Annotated in this window: 22 protein-coding genes and 1 pseudogene; 11 read left to right on the top strand and 12 right to left on the bottom strand. The window is 61.1% G+C overall.

The genetic code is table 11. The features are described from left to right. Positions 1 to 189: 189 nt before the first annotated feature. From AC13RE_RS18050 to AC13RE_RS18040, 3 genes are all read right to left on the bottom strand, one after another. Positions 190 to 567 (bottom strand): nuclear transport factor 2 family protein, encoded by a 378-nt coding sequence (locus AC13RE_RS18050; protein WP_488563950.1) that lies wholly within the window; start codon positions 565 to 567, stop codon positions 190 to 192. Positions 568 to 646: 79 nt separating this feature from the next. Beyond that, positions 647 to 1,756, bottom strand: a complete 1,110-nt coding sequence (locus tag AC13RE_RS18045; RefSeq protein ID WP_488563949.1) for an alkene reductase — start codon at positions 1,754 to 1,756, stop codon at positions 647 to 649. A gap of 19 nt (positions 1,757 to 1,775) precedes the next feature. Beyond that, on the bottom strand, positions 1,776 to 2,498 hold the full coding sequence (locus AC13RE_RS18040; protein ID WP_488563948.1) for an SDR family oxidoreductase: 723 nt from the start codon (positions 2,496 to 2,498) through the stop codon (positions 1,776 to 1,778). 105 nt (positions 2,499 to 2,603) lie between these two features. Between AC13RE_RS18040 and AC13RE_RS18035 the strand changes: the two genes are divergently transcribed. Then, complete coding sequence (locus AC13RE_RS18035; RefSeq protein ID WP_488563947.1) at positions 2,604 to 3,581, top strand: LysR family transcriptional regulator; 978 nt, start codon at positions 2,604 to 2,606, stop codon at positions 3,579 to 3,581. A 121-nt stretch (positions 3,582 to 3,702) separates the two neighbouring features. Here AC13RE_RS18035 and AC13RE_RS18030 read toward each other — a convergent pair whose 3' ends face one another. After that, positions 3,703 to 4,143 (bottom strand): lipid-binding SYLF domain-containing protein, encoded by a 441-nt coding sequence (locus tag AC13RE_RS18030; RefSeq protein ID WP_132715596.1) that lies wholly within the window; start codon positions 4,141 to 4,143, stop codon positions 3,703 to 3,705. 322 nt (positions 4,144 to 4,465) lie between these two features. On the opposite strand from AC13RE_RS18030, the pseudogene AC13RE_RS18025 reads away from it, so the two are divergent. Then, positions 4,466 to 5,970 (top strand): annotated as a pseudogene (locus tag AC13RE_RS18025) (FAD-dependent monooxygenase). Positions 5,971 to 6,092: 122 nt separating this feature from the next. After that, positions 6,093 to 6,674 carry a G/U mismatch-specific DNA glycosylase gene (mug, locus tag AC13RE_RS18020; protein ID WP_488563946.1) on the top strand — a complete coding sequence of 194 codons (582 nt, stop codon included), beginning with the start codon at positions 6,093 to 6,095 and terminating at the stop codon, positions 6,672 to 6,674. Positions 6,675 to 6,971: 297 nt separating this feature from the next. On the opposite strand, the gene AC13RE_RS18015 is transcribed toward mug, so the two are convergent. Together AC13RE_RS18015 and AC13RE_RS18010 are read right to left on the bottom strand one after the other, a co-directional pair. Then, a complete protein-coding gene (locus tag AC13RE_RS18015; RefSeq protein ID WP_488563945.1) occupies positions 6,972 to 7,535 on the bottom strand; it encodes a methylated-DNA--[protein]-cysteine S-methyltransferase in 564 nt (187 codons plus the stop codon). A gap of 140 nt (positions 7,536 to 7,675) precedes the next feature. After that, on the bottom strand, positions 7,676 to 7,813 hold the full coding sequence (locus AC13RE_RS18010; RefSeq protein WP_162738229.1) for a hypothetical protein: 138 nt from the start codon (positions 7,811 to 7,813) through the stop codon (positions 7,676 to 7,678). A 211-nt stretch (positions 7,814 to 8,024) separates the two neighbouring features. On the opposite strand from AC13RE_RS18010, the gene AC13RE_RS18005 reads away from it, so the two are divergent. Next, complete coding sequence (locus tag AC13RE_RS18005; RefSeq protein ID WP_488563944.1) at positions 8,025 to 8,636, top strand: 2'-5' RNA ligase family protein; 612 nt, start codon at positions 8,025 to 8,027, stop codon at positions 8,634 to 8,636. Positions 8,637 to 8,658: 22 nt separating this feature from the next. On the opposite strand, the gene AC13RE_RS18000 is transcribed toward AC13RE_RS18005, so the two are convergent. Then, positions 8,659 to 10,302, bottom strand: a complete 1,644-nt coding sequence (locus tag AC13RE_RS18000) for a SulP family inorganic anion transporter (protein ID WP_488563943.1) — start codon at positions 10,300 to 10,302, stop codon at positions 8,659 to 8,661. A gap of 89 nt (positions 10,303 to 10,391) precedes the next feature. Then, a complete protein-coding gene (locus tag AC13RE_RS17995; RefSeq protein WP_488563942.1) occupies positions 10,392 to 11,273 on the bottom strand; it encodes a LysR family transcriptional regulator in 882 nt (293 codons plus the stop codon). 91 nt (positions 11,274 to 11,364) lie between these two features. On the opposite strand from AC13RE_RS17995, the gene AC13RE_RS17990 reads away from it, so the two are divergent. From AC13RE_RS17990 to AC13RE_RS17980, 3 genes are all read left to right on the top strand, one after another. Then, positions 11,365 to 12,339 carry a quinone oxidoreductase family protein gene (locus AC13RE_RS17990; RefSeq protein WP_488563941.1) on the top strand — a complete coding sequence of 325 codons (975 nt, stop codon included), beginning with the start codon at positions 11,365 to 11,367 and terminating at the stop codon, positions 12,337 to 12,339. A gap of 267 nt (positions 12,340 to 12,606) precedes the next feature. After that, positions 12,607 to 13,788 (top strand): MFS transporter, encoded by a 1,182-nt coding sequence (locus AC13RE_RS17985; protein WP_488563940.1) that lies wholly within the window; start codon positions 12,607 to 12,609, stop codon positions 13,786 to 13,788. Between the two features lie 118 nt (positions 13,789 to 13,906). Beyond that, positions 13,907 to 14,968 (top strand): M14 family zinc carboxypeptidase, encoded by a 1,062-nt coding sequence (locus AC13RE_RS17980; RefSeq protein WP_488563939.1) that lies wholly within the window; start codon positions 13,907 to 13,909, stop codon positions 14,966 to 14,968. Positions 14,969 to 14,974: 6 nt separating this feature from the next. Here AC13RE_RS17980 and AC13RE_RS17975 read toward each other — a convergent pair whose 3' ends face one another. Together AC13RE_RS17975 and AC13RE_RS17970 are read right to left on the bottom strand one after the other, a co-directional pair. Further along, positions 14,975 to 15,136: a hypothetical protein gene (locus tag AC13RE_RS17975; protein WP_165915179.1), complete on the bottom strand. Its 162-nt coding sequence runs from the start codon at positions 15,134 to 15,136 to the stop codon at positions 14,975 to 14,977. A 121-nt stretch (positions 15,137 to 15,257) separates the two neighbouring features. After that, on the bottom strand, positions 15,258 to 15,806 hold the full coding sequence (locus tag AC13RE_RS17970) for a MarR family winged helix-turn-helix transcriptional regulator (RefSeq protein ID WP_488563938.1): 549 nt from the start codon (positions 15,804 to 15,806) through the stop codon (positions 15,258 to 15,260). A gap of 127 nt (positions 15,807 to 15,933) precedes the next feature. Between AC13RE_RS17970 and AC13RE_RS17965 the strand changes: the two genes are divergently transcribed. The 3 genes from AC13RE_RS17965 (at position 15,934) to AC13RE_RS17955 (ending at position 18,120) form a co-directional block, all read left to right on the top strand. Continuing rightward, positions 15,934 to 16,290: an ArsC family reductase gene (locus tag AC13RE_RS17965; RefSeq protein WP_488563937.1), complete on the top strand. Its 357-nt coding sequence runs from the start codon at positions 15,934 to 15,936 to the stop codon at positions 16,288 to 16,290. Positions 16,291 to 16,299: 9 nt separating this feature from the next. Further along, on the top strand, positions 16,300 to 16,773 hold the full coding sequence (gene ybaK, locus AC13RE_RS17960) for a Cys-tRNA(Pro) deacylase (RefSeq protein ID WP_488563936.1): 474 nt from the start codon (positions 16,300 to 16,302) through the stop codon (positions 16,771 to 16,773). 93 nt (positions 16,774 to 16,866) lie between these two features. After that, complete coding sequence (locus AC13RE_RS17955) at positions 16,867 to 18,120, top strand: aminopeptidase (RefSeq protein WP_132715584.1); 1,254 nt, start codon at positions 16,867 to 16,869, stop codon at positions 18,118 to 18,120. A 73-nt stretch (positions 18,121 to 18,193) separates the two neighbouring features. Here AC13RE_RS17955 and AC13RE_RS17950 read toward each other — a convergent pair whose 3' ends face one another. Both AC13RE_RS17950 and xseA read right to left on the bottom strand, forming a co-directional pair. Then, positions 18,194 to 18,784 (bottom strand): NAD(P)H-dependent oxidoreductase, encoded by a 591-nt coding sequence (locus AC13RE_RS17950; protein WP_488563935.1) that lies wholly within the window; start codon positions 18,782 to 18,784, stop codon positions 18,194 to 18,196. Next, positions 18,784 to 20,400, bottom strand: a complete 1,617-nt coding sequence (gene xseA, locus AC13RE_RS17945) for an exodeoxyribonuclease VII large subunit (protein ID WP_488563934.1) — start codon at positions 20,398 to 20,400, stop codon at positions 18,784 to 18,786. Before xseA ends, AC13RE_RS17950 begins: the two co-directional genes overlap by 1 nt. Before the next feature lie 237 nt (positions 20,401 to 20,637). Between xseA and AC13RE_RS17940 the strand changes: the two genes are divergently transcribed. Further along, on the top strand, positions 20,638 to 20,865 hold the full coding sequence (locus AC13RE_RS17940) for a homogentisate export protein (protein ID WP_132715581.1): 228 nt from the start codon (positions 20,638 to 20,640) through the stop codon (positions 20,863 to 20,865). Positions 20,866 to 20,905 lie beyond the last annotated feature (40 nt).

The following is a 20,905-nucleotide window of genomic DNA, read 5'->3' as shown; positions in this document are numbered from 1 at the left end:
TGGGAATAGGAGAATTGGCAACTCTGGAGTAGAATTTCGCAGAAAATACAATGACTTTCGGCAGCTCTGACTGCTGCATGGGGCACTCTAGAGCAATTCCCCTTTTCTTCGAATCGCGAAAACGCTCTATCTTCTTGTTTTTACGCCGTTCCGAACACAAAACCGCTTCGCACTTTTGCTGGAACTGCTCTAGCCGCTTGCTCTATTGAGCAATACCCACAGGCGTGAAATTCTCCCATCGACGACTTCGGCCACGTCAGCTCCCGTCACGGCAACCGGTCCGCCTTGGGGGCCGGCCTCCCAATGCAACACACCCATGCCGTGGTGCCCTACCGCGTTGCCGATAGGCGTGAAGCGGAAGTTGGGGCCGAACTGTTCCAGAAGAGCACCGGCGACGGCGGAGATTGCTGCGCGACCCTCCACGACATTGTCCGGCTCGTACATGATGGGATCCGTAACGAACAGTTCGCTGATGGCCGCTTCGCGTCGGGCGCTATCGCGCTCGTTAAAAACGCGCGCGAGATTGCTGCCAAGCAGCGCGTCAAAATCAAGCTCATTGATCGACATTTGCCTATTGCCTCTTGGTGTGGGGATCGAGCGGCAGCCTCGTGCCATCAATGGCCCCGGACTGTCGGTTGCGGAATTCCTAGTTCAAGCGTCCGGAGCGCGCCTCAGCGGCATCTCCCATGAAAGGGTAGTCGACATAGCCCTCTGGTCCTTGTGTGAACCACGTTCCAGGATCGTCGGGCAAGAGGGGCGCCCCTTCCATCAATCTAGAGAGCAGATCGGGATTGGCGATGAAAGGTCGGCCGAAGGCAACGGCATCCCCGATGCCTGCCTCGATCAAAGCGTTTCCGCGTGTCGCGTCAAAGTCCGAATTTAGGATGAGCGGCCCGCGGAAATGAGGCCGGATCTGCGGAGCGAGCGGATCAAGATAGCCGACACCGAAAGTACCATTGAGCGGCGGCTCGCGCAGTTCAAGATGTGCGATGCCGATCGCAGAGAGCGTCTCAGCCGCCGCGATAAACAGTGGCAGCGGTTCGCTGTCCCGCACGCCTTGCGTCTCCCCATTGGGAGAGAGACGGACGCCGGTTCGATCGGCGCCGATGGCATCGGCAACAGCCTGCGTCACCTCGGCGAGCAGGCGCACCCGGTTGGCGATCGATCCGCCGTAGGCGTCGCTGCGGAAGTTGGAGCTATCGCGCAGGAATTGGTCGATCAAATAGCCATTGGATGCGTGGAGTTGAACGCCGTCGAAGCCGGCCTTCCGCGCGTTGCGGGCGGCGGCCGCGTAATCCGCGACGATGCCGGGAATCTCGTATGCGCTTAGGCAATGCGCGGCCGCGTAGGGCAGCTTGCCGACATAGGTGTGGGCATAACCGGGAGCGGTCGTGACCGAAGCCGACACCGGCTGCGCGCCGCCGAGGAAAGTTGGGTGAACGACGCGCCCCATGTGCCAGAGCTGCGCGATGATGCGCCCGCCTCGCTCATGGACAGCATCCGTCACATGACGCCAGCCGGCGATCTGTTCGCCACTCCACAAGCCGGTTGCATAGGGCCAGCCAAGGCCTTGCTGCGAGATGCCGATCGCTTCGCTGATGATCAGCCCAGCCGAGGCGCGCTGGGCATAGTAGTCGGCCATAATCGGCGTTGGCATATGCTCGCGCGTGCCTCGCGCGCGAGTCATCGGCGCCATAAGGATGCGGTTGGGTGCCGTGATGGCGCCAAGCCGGATCGGGTCGAAAAGGTTGGGCATGACAATTCCTCGACCAAGATCAGACGAGGCGGGAACCGCCGTCGACGTGCAGGACCTCGCCATTCATGAAGCCATTGCTCATGAGAAAGACGATGGCGGCTCCGACTTCGCGCGGCGTGCCAAGCCGATGAAGGGGGAGTTTTTCCTTCAGTGCTTCGACATATGCTTGGCGGGCGTCCCCCAGGGTGCGGGCGAGCAGCGGCGTATCGGTCGTGCCGGGCGAGATTGTGTTGAAGCGGCGAGGCGCCATTTCCAGCGCCAGGCCGCGGCCGAGCGCCTCCATCGCTGCCGAGGCGGCAGCCAGTACCGCTGTGCCATAAGCGGTCGGACGATCGGACAGAGCACCCGAGATGAAGGTCACCGACCCATCGGCATCGAGCCGATCGCCCAGCGCGCGAAGTGCATGGACCGCTGCCCAAATGCGCTCGTCGAACGCTCGCCTCAGATGCCCGACATCAGCCTCCAGTATCGTGCCAGCGACGAACGTGCCGGCGAGAAGCACCAGATGATCGACGCGATCGATATCCGCGAGTGCAGCCCCGATGGTTTCGGGCTTGGTCACATCGGCAGAACGCCAGCCGGCGAAGCCGTTTTCGGCGGCAATGCGCTCGGCGCCGGTGGCATCGAAGCCAATCACGATCACCGTCGCACCCGCAGCCTTGGCTTGCTGGGCTGCCGACAGCCCGATGCCGGAGGTGCCTCCGAAGATGACGACGGAGCGATCCTTGAGTGTTTCAGTCATGTGCAGGTGTCCTTGTTTGAAGCACGCAACGAGCGCGGTGAAATCACCCTACGAAGAAGATTATAACTTGATAATCGGGGCGATATTCGCTTTAATTATTCCACCATGGAACAAATTAATCTTGATCGCCTCACCGGCCTGATTGCCTTCGCGCGTGCCGGCTCGGTGGGCAGCTACACCGCGGCGGCGCGAGCTTTGGGCGTTTCGCCCTCTGCGATCAGTAAGAGCGTGCAACGCCTGGAGCATCACCTCGGCGTGCGTCTGTTCAGCCGGACGACCCGCTCGTTGACCCTCACGCCGGAAGGACGGGACCTTCACGAACGCGCGCTTCGCCTGCTGCGCGAGGCGGAAGCAATCGAACAAGCCGCGCTCGCCGCCCGATCCGAGCCAGCCGGCATCCTGAAAGTCACTGCGCCCCTGCCTATCGGGGTGCATATTTTGGCACCAGCCCTGCCCCGCTTCCGGGCGCGCTATCCAAGGCTTTCGATCGATCTGAGGCTGGGTGACCACTTCGCCGATTTGATCGAGGAAGGCATCGACGTCGCTATCCGCGTTGGAGATCTCGCAGACTCCCGCCTGATCTCGCGATCACTGGCTCCGCATAATGTCTGCGCGTTCGCATCTCCAGATTATCTGGCGCGGCGCGGAATACCGCGGAGTCCCGGCGATCTCGACGACCATGATTGCGTGAATTTCCGTTTCCAAAGCTCGGGGCGGGCCCTGCGCTGGTCTTTCGTGCAAGGCGATCGCACCTTCGACATTTTGCCCGACGCAGCCATCATTACAGACGTCAGCGACGCAGTCGCGGCGATCCTGGCTGCCGGGGGCGGTATTGGAATTTCACCCAACTTCGTCGCCGCGAGTTACGTCGAGAGGGGGAAGCTTGTCCCGCTTCTCCAGGAATATATCGAGCCGCGCTCCACGATCACCGCATTGTGGCCCGAAAGCCGCCGGGCAAGCCCTAACGTCAAGGCATTTATCAATTTCTTGAGCGAGGTTTTCCCAACTGAGACGGCTTGGGATGCGATAGTACGAGCGAAGTATAGCTCGTCATCATCGCTTCTCGCAGGTGACCTGCTGTAGCGTGGCGTGCGGTCCAGATGAGGGTATATTGGGGGCGAGTAGCCTGCTTCGCAACGAAGGCCTGATCGCTATTCCTGCGAATCAGGCCTCCGGGCAATAATTATCAGAGCTGAACGCGCTCTTATTTCATTGTGACGCTCAAGCCGCTGATATCGGCATTGACCTGCAGGCCGACCTGCCTGCCCGTAAGCTCGAGCTTGGCGCCCTTGTCATTGGTCATGACGATCACCTGGGCGCCTTTGCCCACCGCGCCACCGCCACCGGCGGCGCCGTAGACGCCGGCTACATCCCGGGCGCGGCGGATATTGCGCACAGTGCCCTGGAAATAGGTCTTAGAGGCACCGAAGGCGAGACCGCCCGAAATGCCGCCGATCGAGATCGGATAGCGTTTGCCGTGGAAGGTCACCGTGCCCTCGCCTCCGGAGCCGCCGACGAAGAAAGCCGCCTTGTAGACGGAGAAGCGGATGGTGCCGCTATCGGCATGTGCCGCGCTGGCGAAGCCAATTCCTGCAGCGGCGATGGCGGCAACCGCGACCGACCGAAATCCAGATGAAATATTCATGATGAGCTGCTCCTCAAATGCGCCGCTTACCCAGCCGGCCGGGCACGACGTCAGCGTCGTATAAAGTCAAAGACAAACGATCTCGCAGGACCTTTGGTTCCAAAGCGCGCAATAACAACGCGTTAGGGCGCGGATTAAATATTTTATTGGATGGGGAGGCAGACGTTTCGTGAAGGATTTCGCAGGTCGATATTCGACCGCGAGAGCAGATATTCGCTCTCTCTAGTCTACATATGTGGCGCACAAGGGACTTGCGTCAAGACCCGGCTCCTCCCGTACAAATGCCGATGCAAACCGAAAAAGCGGGAGCATGGACATGACTATGCCTGTTACGAAACATGCGGTGGTTATTGCCGGCGCCGGTCCGACAGGGCTCATGCTGGCGGGCGAATTGGCCTTGGCGGGCATAGACGTCGCGATCATCGAGCGGCGTGCCAATCAGGAGCTTGTTGGCTGGCGCGCCGGCGGTCTGCATGCGCGCACCATAGAAATTCTCGACCAGCGCGGCATTGCCGGCCGGTTCCTCTCACAGGGGCAGATAGCACAGGTCGCAAGCTTCGCCTCGGTGCGCCTCGATATCAGCGACTTCCCCACCAGGCATAATTACGGCCTGGGCCTGCGTCAGAAACATATAGAGCGCATCCTTGCCGACTGGATCGGCGAATTCAACGTGCCGGTCCACTACGGCATGGAGGTTACCGGCTTCGCGCAGGACGCCAGCTGCGTCGATGTCCATTTGTCCGATGGGACGACGCTGCGAGCGGATTATCTGGTCGGATGCGACGGCGGGCGCAGCGTGATCCGCAAGGCAGCAGGCATCGATTTTCCGGGATGGGACGCGACCGTCAGCAATCTGATCGCCGAGGTGGACATGACCGAGGAGCCGGAGCTGGGCATTCGTCATGATGCGCTCGGCATGCATTCCCTCGGGAGGTTCGAATATGAAATCCGCGATGGAAAGGTCGTTTACCCAGACGAGGGGCCGATAGGCGTGATGCTGACCGAGCGGCAGTTGAGAACCTCAAGCGAACCGAGCTTCAGCGATCTCCGCGATGCTCTTATTGCCGTCTATGGCACCGATTATGGTGCCCATAACCCCCACTGGATTTCGAGATTTACGGATGCAGTGCGACAGGCAGCATCCTATCGCAAGGGCCGTGTGCTGCTCGCCGGGGACGCCGCGCATATCCATCCCCCGGATGGCGGACAGGGTCTCAATATCGGTGTGCAGGATGCCATGAACCTCGGATGGAAACTGGCCCAGGTGATCAAGGGCATATCGCCGGAAAGCCTGCTCGAGACCTATCACGCCGAGCGTCATCCGATCGCCGCCGGGTGCTGCGCAATATCCTGGTCTCGGTCGCGCTCCGCCGCCCCGACGACCGCACGCAGATCCTCCGTGAAACGATGGCCGAATGCCTCGCCATGGACGAGCCGCGCCGGCGCTACGCCGCGATGATGTCGGGTTTGGATATTCACTACGATCTCGGCGAGGGACATCCGCTGCTCGGCCGCCGCATGCCCGATCTTGACCTCACTACCGCCCACGGTCCGCTGCGGCTCTTCGAGCTGCTGCACGGAGGCCAGCCTGTGCTGCTCAATCTCGGCGGGCCTGAGAGCTTCGATATCGCCCCTTGGGCGGATCGGGTGCAATCGATCGATGCCCAATATGCCGGACCATGGGCACTTCCTGCGATCGGCGCGGTTGATGCACCCACTGCGGTATTGATACGGCCGGACGGATATGTGGCCTGGGTTGGAGAGGAGACCCGGTTGGGGCTTCCGGAGGCGCTGACCACGTGGTTCGGCCCGCCCACTGTCGTGTGATGCGTGAAGGCCGACAGGATTCAGGCAGGCAGATGGGCCTCTTATCCCTTGGCCGATCAGGCGCTTATCGGCTAGCGTGACGAAGGCGGCGCGCTTGCCGCCGCTTTCGCAGGAAATCCGAGATGCAGGATGATGCCCCAACGAAGACCCTGAATGAGCCGATAGACATACCGGAGCAGGCGAGCAGACTTGCCGAAATCCTGGCACCGGACCTCTCGGTAGTCTTCTGCGGATTGAACCCTGCGCTTACGGCGCATCGCGACGGGCATAATTTCTCGAACCGCAGCAACCGCTTCTGGCGGGTCCTGTACCTTGCCGGCTTCACCCCTCGCCTGCTGCGGGCGGAGGAAGAGCGCGAAATGCTGCAATATCGCCTCGGCCTGACATCGGCGGTCTCCCGCCCGACGAAAAGCGCCAGCGAGCTGAAAAGGAGCGATTACATTGCCGCCGCTCCAGTGCTCGAAGACAAGATCAGGAAGTTCGCGCCGGCTAATCTGGCGTTTCTCGGCAAAGCGGCCTATGCCGCCATCAGCCTCCGGGCCGATGTCGAATGGGGGCGGCAAGCAGAAAAATTTGCGGGCGCTTCGATTTGGGTACTGCCGAACCCGAGCGGCCTCAACCGGGCGTTCGATCTGACGAAACTGACAGAGCACTATCGCGAGGTAAAGCTGGCGGTTGAACATGAGAAGGGTCGCGCCAAATAGCCGACCCCTCCCGGTCGGTTGGCAATCACCCAAGGCGGACTGTCATCGCGATTGTCCTTTTGCGGATCGAGCATGCCGATCGTCTGCAGCCATTGTTCCGCCAGTGCCGACCGGACATATCTTCGGCAATACGTCTTCACTTCCAGAAACTCATGGATAGAGCCAGCGACCAAAGCCTCTCGCCGTCTTCCTCGTCTAGAGTAATTCCGCTTTCCTTCGAATCGCGAACGCGCTCTATCTTCTTGTTTTTACGCAGTTCCGGAAGCAAAACCGCTGCGCACTTTTGCTGGAACTGCTCTAGAACCCCAGCGACTGCTGCACCGGTTTTGGCGGCGCCAGCTGAACGCCTTCCAGCTCCAGCATGCGAGCCTTGGAGTTGGAACCGCCCGGCGCGGAAAAGCCACCGATCTTGCCGCCTGCCGCCAGAACGCGATGGCAGGGAATGATCAGCGCCACCGGGTTCTTCGCCATAGCCTGCCCGACATCGCGCGCAGCTTCCGGCCCTGCGCCGAGCTGCTTGGCCAATGTGCCGTAGGTCGTCGTGTGGCCCCAGCCGACCTGTCGGGCGGCATCGTAGATCTGCCTGAAAAAGGCATCCTGCTCGCCGAGATCGAGCGTGACATCGGAAAAGTCGATCTCCTCACCTGCGAAATAGCGCTTCACCTTGGCAACCACTGCCGCGATGTCCGTGCTTGGGGTCCCGGGCTGCGCATTCGGCAAACGGCGCAGAAGCAGGCGCTCGGTCGCGCCCGCATCCTTCGTCGGCAATTGAAAGCGCAGCACGCCGACATCATTCCAGGCAATGCCGCAGAAGCCGCCGGCGGTTTCGAAGATCAGGTAATTCTGGCTTGTCTCGTTCATGACGAAACCTCCCGTGTTTCCACTTGCCATGAAAATCGTCCTCGGGAGCGCCGAATTCAACCCGTTTCTTGCGCGCAATGAGAATTGCCACCGTTTTGATGCCGGCCTAACGGGCCTTCAGGGGTTCGCGAGCACGGATATCAATATCCGCCGCCGGTGGGAGGCGCGTTCAGCGTCATGCCGCCACCAGAATTGTGATCCCCCGAGGTGGAGCAAGAAGCAATACCAAGGCCGATGAGAGCGAAAGCAACTGCCGCAAAGACTGATCTGGTGAACATGATCGTGATTCCTTTGGGTGAGATTGGGCACGCAGGCCCGAACTTGGAATGAACAGATCAGGCCGTCCTTTTATTCGATCGCTTTTTGAAACAAGGGATGTCGCCATTCCGAATGTTCTTGTTTTGTTCTTGAAATCGCCGCCATTGAGGCATATGCTTTGGAGATCGGAAAACAAAAGGAGGCAGAGCCAAACCGGCTTTGAATGAAGCCATGCAGCATGTCGATCAGTTGTCATTTAATCTCGGCAAACCGCCAATTAGTCGCAAGGGCAAAAGCCCTCCGAAGCGCCGGCAAGCACTCTATTTTGCGGCATTGCCGGACCCAGAAATCGCTAAATTGGCTGCTGAAATGACCGTCGACCAAAGTCGACGAAACGGGTTGATGCGCACAGCGAGAAAGCATGATCTTTACCATGCCACCATTTATCCCATCGACATTGTCTCCCGCTCACAGGAGGAAGCCACCTTCGCTGCGTTGGAGGCTGGGTCAACCATCTGCTTAAAGTCGTTTCCCTTGATATTCGATCGTGCAGGCACATTCGGCAACGGGAACAACCGTCAATATGTACTCTGGTGTAGGGACGGAAACGAGGGGCTAGCGACACTCCGTCGGGAATTGGATGCTGCAATGCAAAGCTTGGGCTTCGAAAGCGGCATATCCAAGTCGTTCCAACCTCACATGACGCTGTTTTATTGCAACCACATTCTTCCCGAAGTGATTTTGGAAGCGCCGATCGCTTGGACAGTCAAAACGTTCACGCTGGTCAACAGCTTTCAAGGCGACGGCGAACATGGCCACGTCTGGCATTGGCCATTATTCTAAATCTGGGTTCTAAATCTGGCGCTTACGGTTTCGGAACAGGCTGAACTGTAGCCATCACAGCTGCCACAGCATCATCGACGCTGAAGCTGCAGCGCTTATCGACATCGGCGACGCCCGCGACCGTCATGAGATCGCGAACCCGGTCATGGACCCGAGCAAACTGTAGACGGAGACCGGCGCGCTGCATGGCGCCGTCGAACTCCATCAAGGCGTCCATCGCCGTGCTGTCGATATCGGAGCTTTCCTCCAGGCTGAGGATGACGGCCCGCAATCCGGCTTGGCTGCGGCTGCCGGACAATATCTCGACGAAGATCGTATCGGCATTGCCGAAAAACAGGGTTTCGCCGGGGCGCCAGATGGCGATGCCCGGTATCTCCGCGGCATCGCCATGCCTGATGACATCGACGAAGTCATGGCTGTTGTTGAGCCGTCCCAAACGGGCGATATACGGGGATGCCAGGCGATGCATCATGGCAGCGAGCGAAAGGGCGATTGCCAGCAGCATGCCGTTGAGCACGCCGAAAGCGAGCACGCCGATGGCGGCGCCCAGTGCCACGTAGAAATCGCGATGCAGACGGCGCAGCCGCAGGATGGGGCTGGGGTCGAGCGCATGCGTCAGAGCCGCGATCACGACGGCGGCCAGCACCGGCTCCGGCAGAAGCGCCACCAGCGGTCCGGCACAGGCAATCAGGATCGCGAGGCCGATGGCGGCAAAGACGGTCGTCGCCCGCGTCTTTGCCCCTGCCGCCTCACTGGCGAAGCCGGCGGAAAAACCCGCACCGACCGGCATGCCCTGAACGACGGCACTGGCGATATTGGCAGCGCCCAGCGCACCAAGCTCGCGATTGATCTCCAGCGTCTCGCCATAACGCAGGGCGAGTGCACGCATGGTGCCCCAGGATTCAGCAAAGAGGATGAGGACAAGAGGCACGGTGAATTGCACCAGCCGCGAATAGGCGGCCCAGCCGGCGTCCGGCAGCGAGGGCCATTGCGGCAGGATCTCGATCGGGCCGACCAGCTTGACGCCATGGCCTTCCAGACCGAACAGATAGGAGGCGAAGATGCCGGCGGCCAGCACAAAGAAGGCGGCGGGAATGCCGGGCAATCGCTTCAGCAGCAACAATGCCGCTAGCGCGACCACGCCGACGGCGACGCTGATCGGATTCCACTGGAGGATCGCGCCGAAGAGTGCGGCCGCGTAAGCCAGGATATTCGAGGCTTGCACGGGCACACCGACAAGGATCGGCAGCTGATGCAGGATGATGGTGATCGCCAGCCCGAGCGCGAAGCCGCGCAAGACCGGCCGCGAGATGAAACCGGTGATGCCGCCAAGGCGCAAGGTACCGGCGATGACGAAAAGAATGCCGGCGAGCGCCACGGCAACGGTGGCAAGTCCCGCCTTGATCGTCGCATCACCCGGCACAACCGCCAATGTTGCGGCGAGAATGGCAGCGGATGAGGATGTGGGGGAGACGATGGCAAAGCGGCTGCGGCCGAATATGGCATAGACGAGACAGCCGACGATGCCGGCGAGGATCGCACGATGCGGCGGCAGGCCGGCGATGCCGGCGTAAGCGACCGCTTCCGGCAGCATCAGTCCGGCAACCGATATGCCCGCGACCAGATCTGCCCTATCCGCCACGAACCAACTGCCCAGCTTCGTCATCGATCACCGACCGTAAGTGTGGTCCATCCTTTTATGGATAGAGATTCGCCACGAGGCCGCAACAGAAAAATACGGGTTGGAATCGGTACTTATACGGCGCTGTCCGAGGCGTCCCGCAAGGGACAACTTTGACCGACAACATCAGCAACGAAGTCCATAACCGCCCGGATGGCAGGCGAGCGACGGAGATCGGGATAGGTGACGAGCCAGAGGTCGCGCGTCGGTGACGGGATCTCCGCCGGCAGGTGCACCAATCCTGCCTCACGATCACCCAGAAATCTCGGAAGCGCCACAACCCCCAATCCGGCGCGAGCAGCCTCGAGCTGACCGAATACATCGGTGGCACGGAAGACGATCGGACGACCATCCAGCAGACTGCGAAGCCACGTCTGCTGGGTCAGATGCTCCATCGCCGCATCATAGCCGATGAACACCCAGTCCTCCTCTGGTATTTGCGCTAAGGGCGGGATCGCATAGAGACCGAAGCGCATGGTGCCGATACGCCGGACCAAGAGATCGCTCTCCTCCGGCCTGATCATGCGCACGGCGATATCCGCCTCGCCGGAATTGAGCGCGACGCTCCGAGCAATGCCGGCAATGGTCAGCGTGATGTTCGGATGATGGGTATGAAACAGCGCGGCTTTCGGCGCCAGCAGATGGGCAGCGATCGACGGCGGCGCGCTGACCTTGACTGCAGCGGAAAGCCCGGAAACGGCGCTTTTCGAATAACGTCTGATCGCCTCGACATTTTCTTCCATACCCGCCACCAGTTCGGCGATGGCGCGGCCATCGGCCGTCAACGGCGAGGTGCGTGGCCGCCGGTCGACGAGGCGCAGGTCGAGCGCACGTTCCAGCGCCGCAATGCGCCTGCCGACCGTTGCGTGGTCGACACTCAACTCGCGCGCCGCCGCAGAGAGGGAGCCGGTTCGAGCGAGAGCGGCGAAATGGTGAAGGTCCTGCCAGTCGATCATCGGTGCATTATTGCACAGATATGGTGAGTTCATACCGAATTTATTCGCACAGCGATTCATGGTCAAAAATCGTCCGAAAGGAGATTTTCCCATGCCCCTAGCGATTGCTATTACCAGCCCCGGCGGCCCCGAAGTCCTGAAAGCCGTCGATCTCCCAGCTACCGAACCCGGCCCCGGCGAGGCGCTGATCCGCCAAAGTATCTCCGGCGTCAATTTCGTCGACATTTATGTCCGTTCCGGGCTTTACCCGCTGCAACCCGGCAACAATGTGTTGGGCTTTGAGGGTGCAGGCATTATCGAAGCGCTCGGCGCTGATGTCGGCGATCTGAAGGTCGGCGACCGTGTCGCCTATATCGGCCATCCGATCGGCAGCTATGCCGAGATGCGCACGCTACCTGCAAGCCGGCTGGTGAAATTACCCGATGGTGTTAGCGAGCGCATTGCCGGCAGCACGATGCTGCGCGGACTGACGGCGCAGATGGTGCTGCAAAAGACCTATCCCGTGAAGGCGGGCGAGTGGGTGCTGGTGCATGCGGGCGCCGGCGGGCTCGGCCAACTCGTCACACGCCTTGCCAAGCGGATCGGCGCGAACGTCATCGCTACCGTGGGATCCGAAGCCAAGGTCGGCATCGCCCAGGAAGCAGGTGCGGACGCGGTTCTCCTGCATACATCCGCGGATTGGGCCGAGGAAACGCGCCGCATCGCCGATGGCCGCGGCGTACATCTTGCCGTCGACGGGATCGGCGGGACCACGTTGTCGCAGACGCTTGCTGCGGTGCGCCCCTTCGGCATGGTCGCCAGCCTCGGACAGGTCGCCGGCCCCATTCCGCCGATCAAGATAGAGGAGCTGACCGCACCCCGTGTGATCGGCTTGTCGCGCCCGAGCGTATTGGCTTACGCCAACGATCCCGAACTCTACCGCCAAGGCGCCATGTCGCTGATGGCAGCGCTGCAGGCCGGGCTAGTCAACCCGATCGGTGCGGAATACGAGCTGAAGGATGCCGCCCGAGCCCATGCCGATCTCGAAGCAGGACGAACGACGGCCAGCGTCATACTGACGATGTGATGCCTTTTGCCCATTCTCCCTTCGGGGAGAATGGGTTTGTGCCACTGGTACGCCCCATGACAATCGCCACGCACAATCAATTCATCCCGTCAATGGGTTTTGCTGCAAGGCAGCAATTCGTTGACCTCGCCTGCTGTTGCCTGATAGCCATTACCCATGGCGACGCACGGCCCTCGGGCCTTCGCCGTCACTGCTATCCGATACGAATCCGCTTCCTTCGTGGCAAACAGCATGGACACCGCTGCCGGTGCCCGCAGGCGATATCCCGTGAACACTGCTTCCCAGACCATCCGGTCCGCTTCGACCCTGTCTCTCATCTCGATCGTCGCGCTGACATTCTTCGGCTACCTTGCCATCGGATTGCCGCTTGCGGTTCTGCCGACCTATGTCGACAGCAGCCTCGGCTTCGGCGTTGTTTGGGCCGGCATCGCCGTCAGCACGCAATATGTGGCGACCATCGTCAGCCGCGCCCATGTCGGCCGGCTCTGCGATCAATATGGGCCGCGCCGTTCGGTCTTCCTGGGCTTCCTCGCCTATGGTCTGTCGGGCGCACTCACCATCGCTTCCACTTTTACGATCCAAGTCCCGGCGGCAAGCCTTGCTCTTCTGCTTGCGGGCCGGCTGGCGCTCGGTATCGGCGAGAGCTGGGTGAGCACGGCGGCAATCACCTGGGCGATCGGTCTGATGGGATCGCGCGAAACAGTCCGCATCATCTCCTGGAACGGCATTGCCACCTACGGCGGCATTGCGCTCGCCGCCCCGTTCGGCGCCTGGCTGCAGGGGCAATACGGTTTCTTCGCTATCGGCGTCGTCACCATCATCCTTGCGGTTGCCGGCTTCATGCTGGCGCAAACGCGGCCGCCGGTTCCCGGCGTCAAGGAAAAAGGTATCGGCACGGGCCAGGTGCTGAGCCGCGTTGCACCATACGGCGTCGCGCTTGCGCTTGCCTCAAGCGGCTTCGGCGTCGTCATGGCCTTCGTCGCGCTGTTCTTCCATAGCCGCGGCTGGGAAGGCGCCTCCTTTGCGCTCAGTGCTTTCGGCCTCGCCTTCATGGGCGTGCGCCTGGGTCTTGCCCAGGCTGTCGCCCGCTTCGGGGGCCTGCCGCTGGTGCGCATTTCCCTTGTTATCGAGATCGTCGGCCTGGCTGCGCTTGCCTTTGCGCCATCTCCGACCGTTGCCATCATCGGCGCGGCTCTCGCCGGCGCCGGCTTCGCGCCCGTCTTCCCCGCACTTGGCAACGAGGCCATGGAGCGCATCCCGCCGCAGAACCGCGGCGTCGCGCTCGGGCTTTATTCGATCTTTCTCGACGTGTCGCTCGGTTCGACTGGCCCGATCGCCGGCCTGTTCGCGGATCATCTCGGCTATGCGGCACCCTTCTCCTTCGGTGTTGGTGCGGTGCTGCTCAGCCTGCTCCTGAGCTTCTGCCTGCGCAGGAATGGCAGCCGCTGAAAGCCATTTTGGCGCTGTTTGTCCCCGGCCCTGATTCTGGCATGTGGTGACAAACGGTTGCGGACCGCCTGCAGGGCTTGATATGGGTCTCTGATTATCATCAGCAGGAGGCCCGCCCATGAACGTCACCGAAATCGTCATCGAAGGTGACACTCCGGGGATCGCCTGGCGGCTGCCCGTCCTGCATTTTTCCGGCAGCAAGACGGATACCCCGAAGATCTACATCCAGGCTGCATTGCACGCCGGTGAACTGCCGGGGACTGCCTTGGTACATTTCCTCTGCGAGCGGCTTCGGAAAGCGGAAGCCGAAGGCGCGATCCTCAGCGATATCGTCGTGGTGCCGCATGCCAATCCGATCGGCGCGGCGCAATCGCATTTCGGCGAGATGCAAGGGCGCTTCGACTTGGGCTCGCGTACCAATTTCAATCGCGATTTCCCGCTGATCTCGCTGCGCGACCGCGATCTCCTCATCGAAAATCTGGAACGCTACCCCGCCGTCGACCGGCTGAAGCGCCAGCTGATCCATATGGCGCTCGGTGCCGATCTGGTGATCGATCTGCATTGCGATGACGAATCCCTGCAATATGCCTATATCGACGAGGCCTTCTGGCCCGAAGCCGCCGATCTTGCCGCGGCGCTGAAGATGGATGCCGTGCTGCTGTCGGATGGCGAAAGCTCGGCATTCGAGGAGGCCGTCAGCTTCGCCTGGAAATACGAAGTGCCGGGGGAAAAGAAGGCAAGGCTGCCGGGCAAGCTCTCTGTGACGGTCGAGTTGCGCGGCACACGCGACGTCTATCCCGAGATGGCAAGGAAAGATGCCGAAGGGCTCTGGCGTTTCCTGGCCTCGCGCGGCGCAGTCCGTGACGAAAGCATCGCACTCGGTGCATTCGACGGCCCGGCCGTGCCGCTCGACAATGTCGAGATGATCCGTGCCCCGCAGGCGGGTACAGTGCTCTTCCATCGCAATATCGGCGAGCGCGTTGAAGAAGGTGATCTGCTGGCAACGATCATCACCACCCCGGGTATGCCTGACGGGACCATCGACGTCCGCGCGCCGCAAGCAGGTCTGATCGTCACCCGCGTATCGGACCGGCTGGTGCGCCGGCGCGGCGATCTTATGAAGATCGGTTCGGACAGAGCAAGCTCCGTCGCCCGCAAACCAGGAACACTTGAGGATTGATTTCCTCTAGCGGCGATCGATCACCTTACAGCGCATAGTGAAGGCGATCGCCGCTGATTCCCGCAGAAGCGCACCCAGATAGCGAATGTGACACTGCCCGCCAGCAAGGAGCGCGCGCACAATATTCGTTAGCTGGATAATAATTGAACGATTTTCCATCACGATCATGCCTCCGATCGAATTGATGCAGGCAATGTTCAGATCATCGAAGGCGGGAGCTATCGCCTTTCGAGATATATGTATGCAGTGTGCATATATATGATGAAACTGTCAAGATCCTATCTCGTGGCTATGTCATGAAGGCAATCGGGCAGCGATCCTGGTCGCAGGCGCCCTGATCGCAAACGCGGCAGACCACGTCCTGGTCATCGCCGGGATCGACCAAGGCCGGCAGCAGCGTCTCGATGAGATGGCCGAATTGCATCGCCTCTTCAGGCCCGAGCACGGCGAAAGCTCGATGAATGACAGCACGCCGTGCCGCCAGGCTTTTGTCGAACAGTACCTGCCCGGCCTTGGTCAATTGCAGCGATCGGGCACGCTTGTCTCCCTCGACGCCTCCGGCGCGCAACGCGAGACCGGACGCCACCAGTTGGTCGACAAGGCGCACGGCGGCAGAATGGGAGAGCGCGATCATTCGGCGTAGGGTCTCGATCGTCAGCCCCGGCTCGGTGCCGATTTGAACGATGGCGGCAATGGCGCTTGGGCCAAGGCCGGTTTCATCGACAAAGGCCTTTTCCATCTTGTCCACCAGGGCAAGGCTCATGGCGCCAAAGAGGTTTTCCAGCCGCAATATTTCCTTGTCCGTCGCCATGCTCCAGCCTGCGTCATAAGTATGCATGCTGCATATTTATGCGCTTATTGCTGGCAACTGCAACGGGCGAGAGAACTGCGTCCCCGCCCGAGCGGCTTTCATCCGCCTTTGTTCGCGTGTTATGCCCTATCGGACAGCAAAAGACGGATTCGCCATGACGATCACCATTTACGGCATCAAGAACTGCGACACGATGAAGAAGGCCCGCACCTGGCTCGAAAGCCATGGCATCGCCTATGAATTCCACGACTACAAGGCCGTGGGCATCGATCGGGATCATCTGGAGCGCTGGACGACGGAAGCCGGTTGGGAAGTGGTCCTCAACCGCGCCGGCACCACCTTCAAGGCCCTGCCGGAAACGGACCGCGCCGATCTTTCGAAGGACAAGGCCATTCAGCTGATGATGGCGCAGCCCTCGATGATCAAGCGCCCGGTGCTGGAAGCGGACGGCAAATTGCTCATCGGCTTCAAGCCGGATATTTATGCGGCTGCATTCGGCAAGGCCGCCTAGAGATAAGCCATGTCGAAAACCACCCGCGCCACGCAAGTGCTGACCCAGGCGAAGGTCGCCTTCACCGTGCATGCCTATGATTACGACCCAAATGCGGAGCGTGTCGGCCTGCAGGCCGCAGAGGCCTTGGGCGAAGAGCCCCATCGCGTGTTGAAGACGCTGATGGCGGAGGTGGATGGCAAGCCGGTCTGCGCCGTCGTCCCCTCTGATCACGAAGTCAGCATGAAGAAGCTCGCCGCAGCCTTCGGCGGCAAGTCGGCTAATATGATGAAGCCTGCCGATGCCGAGCGCCTGACGGGCTATCATGTCGGCGGCATCAGCCCCTTCGGCCAGAAGAAGCTCGTTCCCACAGCGATCGAGGCGCAGGCGATGACCGAGGCCTATGTCTATATCAATGGCGGCCAGCGCGGGCTGCAGGTGCGCCTCAGCCCCCAGGATGCCTTGGCTGCTCTCAAAGCCAAGGCTGCGCCCCTGATTGCCTGACGATCTGCAAGATCGGACAAAGCGCCTTCAATTTCGCCGCAAACCGGTCTAAGTCTTCAGACCATCTTCGATATCAGCCAAGCAGGTTTTGTCATGACATCAGCCTCCCCCAACCATCATCCCGTCGATCACGCCAAGCTGGAAAAGCTTGCGGAAGTGGCCGTAAAGGTCGGGTTGCAGCTGCAGGCAGGCCAGGATCTGCTGATAACAGCGCCGGTCGCAGCGATGCCGCTGGTTCGGCTGATCACGCGCGAAGCCTACAAGGCCGGCGCCGGCCTCGTCTCGACCTTCTATTCCGACGAAGAGACCACGCTCGCCCGCTACGAATATGGCCAGGATGCGAGCTTCGACCGCGCCGCCACATGGCTCTATGAGGGCATGGCCAAGGCCTTCTCCAACAATACGGCACGCCTCGCCATTTCCGGCGACAATCCGATGCTCCTGTCCAGCCAGGACCCCAACAAGGTGGCGCGCGCCAACCGCGCCAACTCGGCCGCCTACAAGCCGGCGCTGGAAAAAATCTCGAATTTCGACACCAACTGGAACATCGTCTCCTACCCGAACCCGTCCTGGGCAAAGCTCGTCTTCCCGAACGACCCGGAGGCAATCGCAGTCGCCAAGCTCGCCAAGGCGATCTTCTCGGCCTCGCGCGTCGACGTCGAAGATCCGATCGCCGCCTGGGCCGAACACAATGCCAATCTGCACAAGCGCTCGGCCTGGATGAACGGCCAGCGTTTTTCCGCCCTGCATTTCCAGGGACCGGGCACCGATCTGACGGTCGGTCTTGCAGACGGCCATGAATGGCACGGCGGCGCCTCGACGGCCAAGAACGGCATCACCTGCAACCCGAACATACCGACGGAAGAGGTCTTCACCACGCCGCATGCGCTGCGCGTCGAAGGCCATGTTTCCTCCACCAAGCCGCTGTCGCATCAGGGCACCCTCATCGACAATATCCAGGTACGCTTCGAAGGCGGCCGGATCATCGAGGCCAAGGCAACGCGCGGTGAGGAAGTGCTGAACAAGGTGCTCGACACCGACGAAGGCGCCCGCCGGCTCGGCGAAGTGGCGCTGGTGCCGCATTCCTCGCCGATTTCGGCGAGCGGCATCCTGTTCTACAATACGCTCTTCGACGAAAATGCCTCCTGCCACATTGCGCTCGGCCAGTGCTATTCCAAGTGCTTCATCGACGGCGCCAAGCTTAGCCAGGAGCAGATCAAGGCGCAGGGCGGCAATTCCAGCCTGATCCATATCGACTGGATGATCGGCTCCGACAAGGTCGATATCGACGGCATCAATGCCGATGGCTCGCGCGTGCCGGTCATGCGCAAGGGCGAGTGGGCATAACCAACTTCGGACACTCGAATGCGATCATGCCGCGGTATCTCTGCCGCGGCATATTTTTTATGAAATCGTGAGATCAGATCGTCGCCAGCGCTCGCTTGACGCGTTCGAGATGCGCCTTGCGTCCGGCCTCGGCTACGCGATCCATGTCATGCAGCGCCAGCATGCGGAAATTCAACCGCTTGGCGCAGAAGGCGGCAATGCCGCGCTTCAATAGGCGCCGCACCGGATTGCCCATATAGAGGTGCACGATCCACCAGGGCGAACCGGTTGTCGTCAGCGCCCAGAAGAGGCGGATATTGGTGAGCTTCGGCACGATACGCCCGCCGGCGACATCGTGGGTGAAGGCAATGCCGGGCGCAAAGGCGCGGTCGAAGAAGCCCTTGAGGATCGCCGGAAAATTGAACCACCATTGCGGAAAGACGAGGATCAGTCCCTCCGCCGCCTGCAGCCGTGCGACGATGGCATCGACGCCAGAGGTATCATAGGGCTGGTCGAAATAGCCGCGCCGCTCGGCTTCGGACAGACGCGGATCGAAGCCCTCGCGATAGAGATCGAGCAGAGCGACCTCGTGCCCGCCGGCAACAAGCGTCTCCTGTGCAATCTTCGCCACGGCGGCGGCAAAACTATCCTCCAGCGGATGAGCCAGCACCAGCAGGATGCGCATCAGAAGAGGCTTCCCTGCTTCGGCGGAGCGGTGGGTTCTACCGGTTTGGTTGCCCGCTTCTTCGCAGGCGTAGCGCCTGATGACGTGGATGAAGACGAAGGTGGGGAGGCATCACCGCCGGCGACCGCCCCGACGCGGCCATCCGCGAACTCGATCGAAATAGCCGCACCTGCCGACAGTGCTGCCGCCAACGACACCGGGCGGTCATCCTCGTCACGAATCACGGCGTAGCCACGCTTCAGGACGTTCTTGTAGGAGAGCGACTGCAGAATACGCTCCTGCGCCGTAAGCTCGCTGCGGGAGCGCGTCAGCTGATGACGGATGGCCGTATCGGCGTGACGGACGAGATTGCCGAGGCGATCACGCGCCCTGCCCGTCTGCGCTTCGAGGCGTGACGGCAAGGTAGCAAAAACGGCATCGGCCCGTTCGATACGGGCACGAGAGCGGTCGAGCATGCGCTCGATGGTTCGCTCCGCGCGGGTCATTCGCTCGCTCAACTGCTGCCGGCGCTCGGTGATCCGGTTCGACAGGATATCCGGCCGCAGCTGCGAAGCGGTGCGCTCGAAGGAGCGGCGCTTGTTGAGCGTATTCAGCCCCAGCCCGCGGCCAAGGCCGGCGGCCGCTTCGTCGAAGCGCCGGCGCGGCAGGGCCAGGATCTGGTCGAGGGAAGGCAAGGCGCGCAGCAGCGCGCGAACGGCCTGCCGCCGTTGATCCATCTGTCTCGTCATCCCTCCCTGCAGCCGGGCAGCAAGGCTTGCGAGTTGCGCTTCCAATTCGGCCCGAACAGGCACGGCCATTTCCGCCGCACCGGTCGGCGTTGGGGCGCGCACGTCAGCGGCATAGTCGATCAAGGTCCAGTCGGTCTCGTGGCCAACGGCCGAGATCAGCGGGATCTCGCTCGCGGCTGCGGCGCGGACGACCGCCTCGTCGTTAAAACTCCAGAGATCCTCGAGGCTGCCGCCGCCACGTGCGACAATCAGCACGTCCGGGCGCGGGATCGGGCCACCGGCCCCAAATTCGTTGAAGCCGCGAATGGCGTTGGCCACTTCATCGCCGGAGCCTTCGCCCTGCACCTTCACCGGCCAGACGAGGACGTGCACGGGGAAACGATCGGAGATACGATGCAGGATATCGCGAATGACGGCGCCTGTCGGCGAGGTTACGACACCGATCACTTTGGGCATGAAGGGCAGCCGGCGTTTGCGCTCGGGATCGAAGAGGCCTTCGGCACCGAGCTTGCGCTTGCGTTCCTCCAGCAGCGCCATCAAGGCGCCTGCCCCGGCAGGCTCCAAGGTTTCGATGACGATCTGGTATTTCGAGGAGCCTGGGAAAGTCGTCACCTTGCCTGTTGCAATGACTTCCATTCCCTCTTCAGGGCGGAATTTCAGCTTGGAAAATGTGCCTTTCCAGATCACCGCATCGATGCGGGCGCGATCGTCCTTCAGTGAGAAATAGGCATGGCCTGAGGAATGTGGACCGCGATAGCCGGAAATTTCCCCGCGCACGCGCACCTGATCGAACGCATTTTCGACTGTGCGCTTGATCGATCCGGATAGTTCCGAGACGGAATATTCCGTCAGGTTCGAGGGCGAATCATTCTCAAAAAAGCTGCTCATGTCCTCTTTCTAGCCGATCTCGCGGAAAATGCGGAGCCTTGCGCATACCGCTTAAGTCTGAATCGATCGAAGCCAGGATTGTGCGCATATTTAAGGTACTGCCGCCTCCTTTGCATGTCCCATAAAGGGCGCGGAGCCTATTGCATCATCAAGCGTTAACCTTATCGACAAAGCCTTTCTTAGCCATCCGCGCGTAAACCTGTGCAAACTGGTTCTTGGTAAAGAGGATATGGAGCGATGATATTCGTGACCGCCACGATCATCGGAATTGCCGCCGGCCTGCAGCGCTCGACGATCGGCGCCCTGTTCGGCGTGGCATTGGTGAGCATAGCCTTCATGGCGGCCGTTGCGATATCGATCGTTCCGCCGCCGCTAACGACATTGTTTATCGCGCTCGGCGGCTACAATCTCGGCTTTATCGGCTATCTCATGACAGCCGATATGCTGGAACAGCGCCGGGCTTAGACACAATATCTAAGAGTATTCTGCGGCTTCTCGCTCCTAA

It is taken from the genome of Martinezella sp. CNPSo 3959, assembly GCF_057784355.1.
Note: the sequence above shows the minus strand (reverse complement) of the source record. Positions and strands in the feature narration are given on the sequence as shown.

What these genes read in the sequence shown, in the direction of transcription:
- AC13RE_RS17975 (WP_165915179.1), bottom strand. Translation starts at nt 15,136, where the DNA reads ATGATCGTGATGGAAAATCGTTCAATTATTATCCAGCTAACGAATATT.
- ybaK (WP_488563936.1), top strand. Translation starts at nt 16,300, where the DNA reads ATGTCGAAAACCACCCGCGCCACGCAAGTGCTGACCCAGGCGAAGGTC.
- AC13RE_RS18040 (WP_488563948.1), bottom strand. Translation starts at nt 2,498, where the DNA reads ATGACTGAAACACTCAAGGATCGCTCCGTCGTCATCTTCGGAGGCACC.
- xseA (WP_488563934.1), bottom strand. Translation starts at nt 20,400, where the DNA reads ATGAGCAGCTTTTTTGAGAATGATTCGCCCTCGAACCTGACGGAATAT.
- AC13RE_RS18005 (WP_488563944.1), top strand. Translation starts at nt 8,025, where the DNA reads ATGCAGCATGTCGATCAGTTGTCATTTAATCTCGGCAAACCGCCAATT.
- AC13RE_RS18000 (WP_488563943.1), bottom strand. Translation starts at nt 10,302, where the DNA reads ATGACGAAGCTGGGCAGTTGGTTCGTGGCGGATAGGGCAGATCTGGTC.
- AC13RE_RS17995 (WP_488563942.1), bottom strand. Translation starts at nt 11,273, where the DNA reads ATGATCGACTGGCAGGACCTTCACCATTTCGCCGCTCTCGCTCGAACC.
- AC13RE_RS17965 (WP_488563937.1), top strand. Translation starts at nt 15,934, where the DNA reads ATGACGATCACCATTTACGGCATCAAGAACTGCGACACGATGAAGAAG.
- AC13RE_RS17950 (WP_488563935.1), bottom strand. Translation starts at nt 18,784, where the DNA reads ATGCGCATCCTGCTGGTGCTGGCTCATCCGCTGGAGGATAGTTTTGCC.
- AC13RE_RS18045 (WP_488563949.1), bottom strand. Translation starts at nt 1,756, where the DNA reads ATGCCCAACCTTTTCGACCCGATCCGGCTTGGCGCCATCACGGCACCC.
- AC13RE_RS18015 (WP_488563945.1), bottom strand. Translation starts at nt 7,535, where the DNA reads ATGAACGAGACAAGCCAGAATTACCTGATCTTCGAAACCGCCGGCGGC.
- AC13RE_RS18030 (WP_132715596.1), bottom strand. Translation starts at nt 4,143, where the DNA reads ATGAATATTTCATCTGGATTTCGGTCGGTCGCGGTTGCCGCCATCGCC.
- AC13RE_RS18035 (WP_488563947.1), top strand. Translation starts at nt 2,604, where the DNA reads ATGGAACAAATTAATCTTGATCGCCTCACCGGCCTGATTGCCTTCGCG.
- AC13RE_RS17980 (WP_488563939.1), top strand. Translation starts at nt 13,907, where the DNA reads ATGAACGTCACCGAAATCGTCATCGAAGGTGACACTCCGGGGATCGCC.
- AC13RE_RS17955 (WP_132715584.1), top strand. Translation starts at nt 16,867, where the DNA reads ATGACATCAGCCTCCCCCAACCATCATCCCGTCGATCACGCCAAGCTG.
- mug (WP_488563946.1), top strand. Translation starts at nt 6,093, where the DNA reads ATGCAGGATGATGCCCCAACGAAGACCCTGAATGAGCCGATAGACATA.
- AC13RE_RS17940 (WP_132715581.1), top strand. Translation starts at nt 20,638, where the DNA reads ATGATATTCGTGACCGCCACGATCATCGGAATTGCCGCCGGCCTGCAG.
- AC13RE_RS17970 (WP_488563938.1), bottom strand. Translation starts at nt 15,806, where the DNA reads ATGCATACTTATGACGCAGGCTGGAGCATGGCGACGGACAAGGAAATA.
- AC13RE_RS18010 (WP_162738229.1), bottom strand. Translation starts at nt 7,813, where the DNA reads ATGTTCACCAGATCAGTCTTTGCGGCAGTTGCTTTCGCTCTCATCGGC.
- AC13RE_RS18050 (WP_488563950.1), bottom strand. Translation starts at nt 567, where the DNA reads ATGTCGATCAATGAGCTTGATTTTGACGCGCTGCTTGGCAGCAATCTC.
- AC13RE_RS17990 (WP_488563941.1), top strand. Translation starts at nt 11,365, where the DNA reads ATGCCCCTAGCGATTGCTATTACCAGCCCCGGCGGCCCCGAAGTCCTG.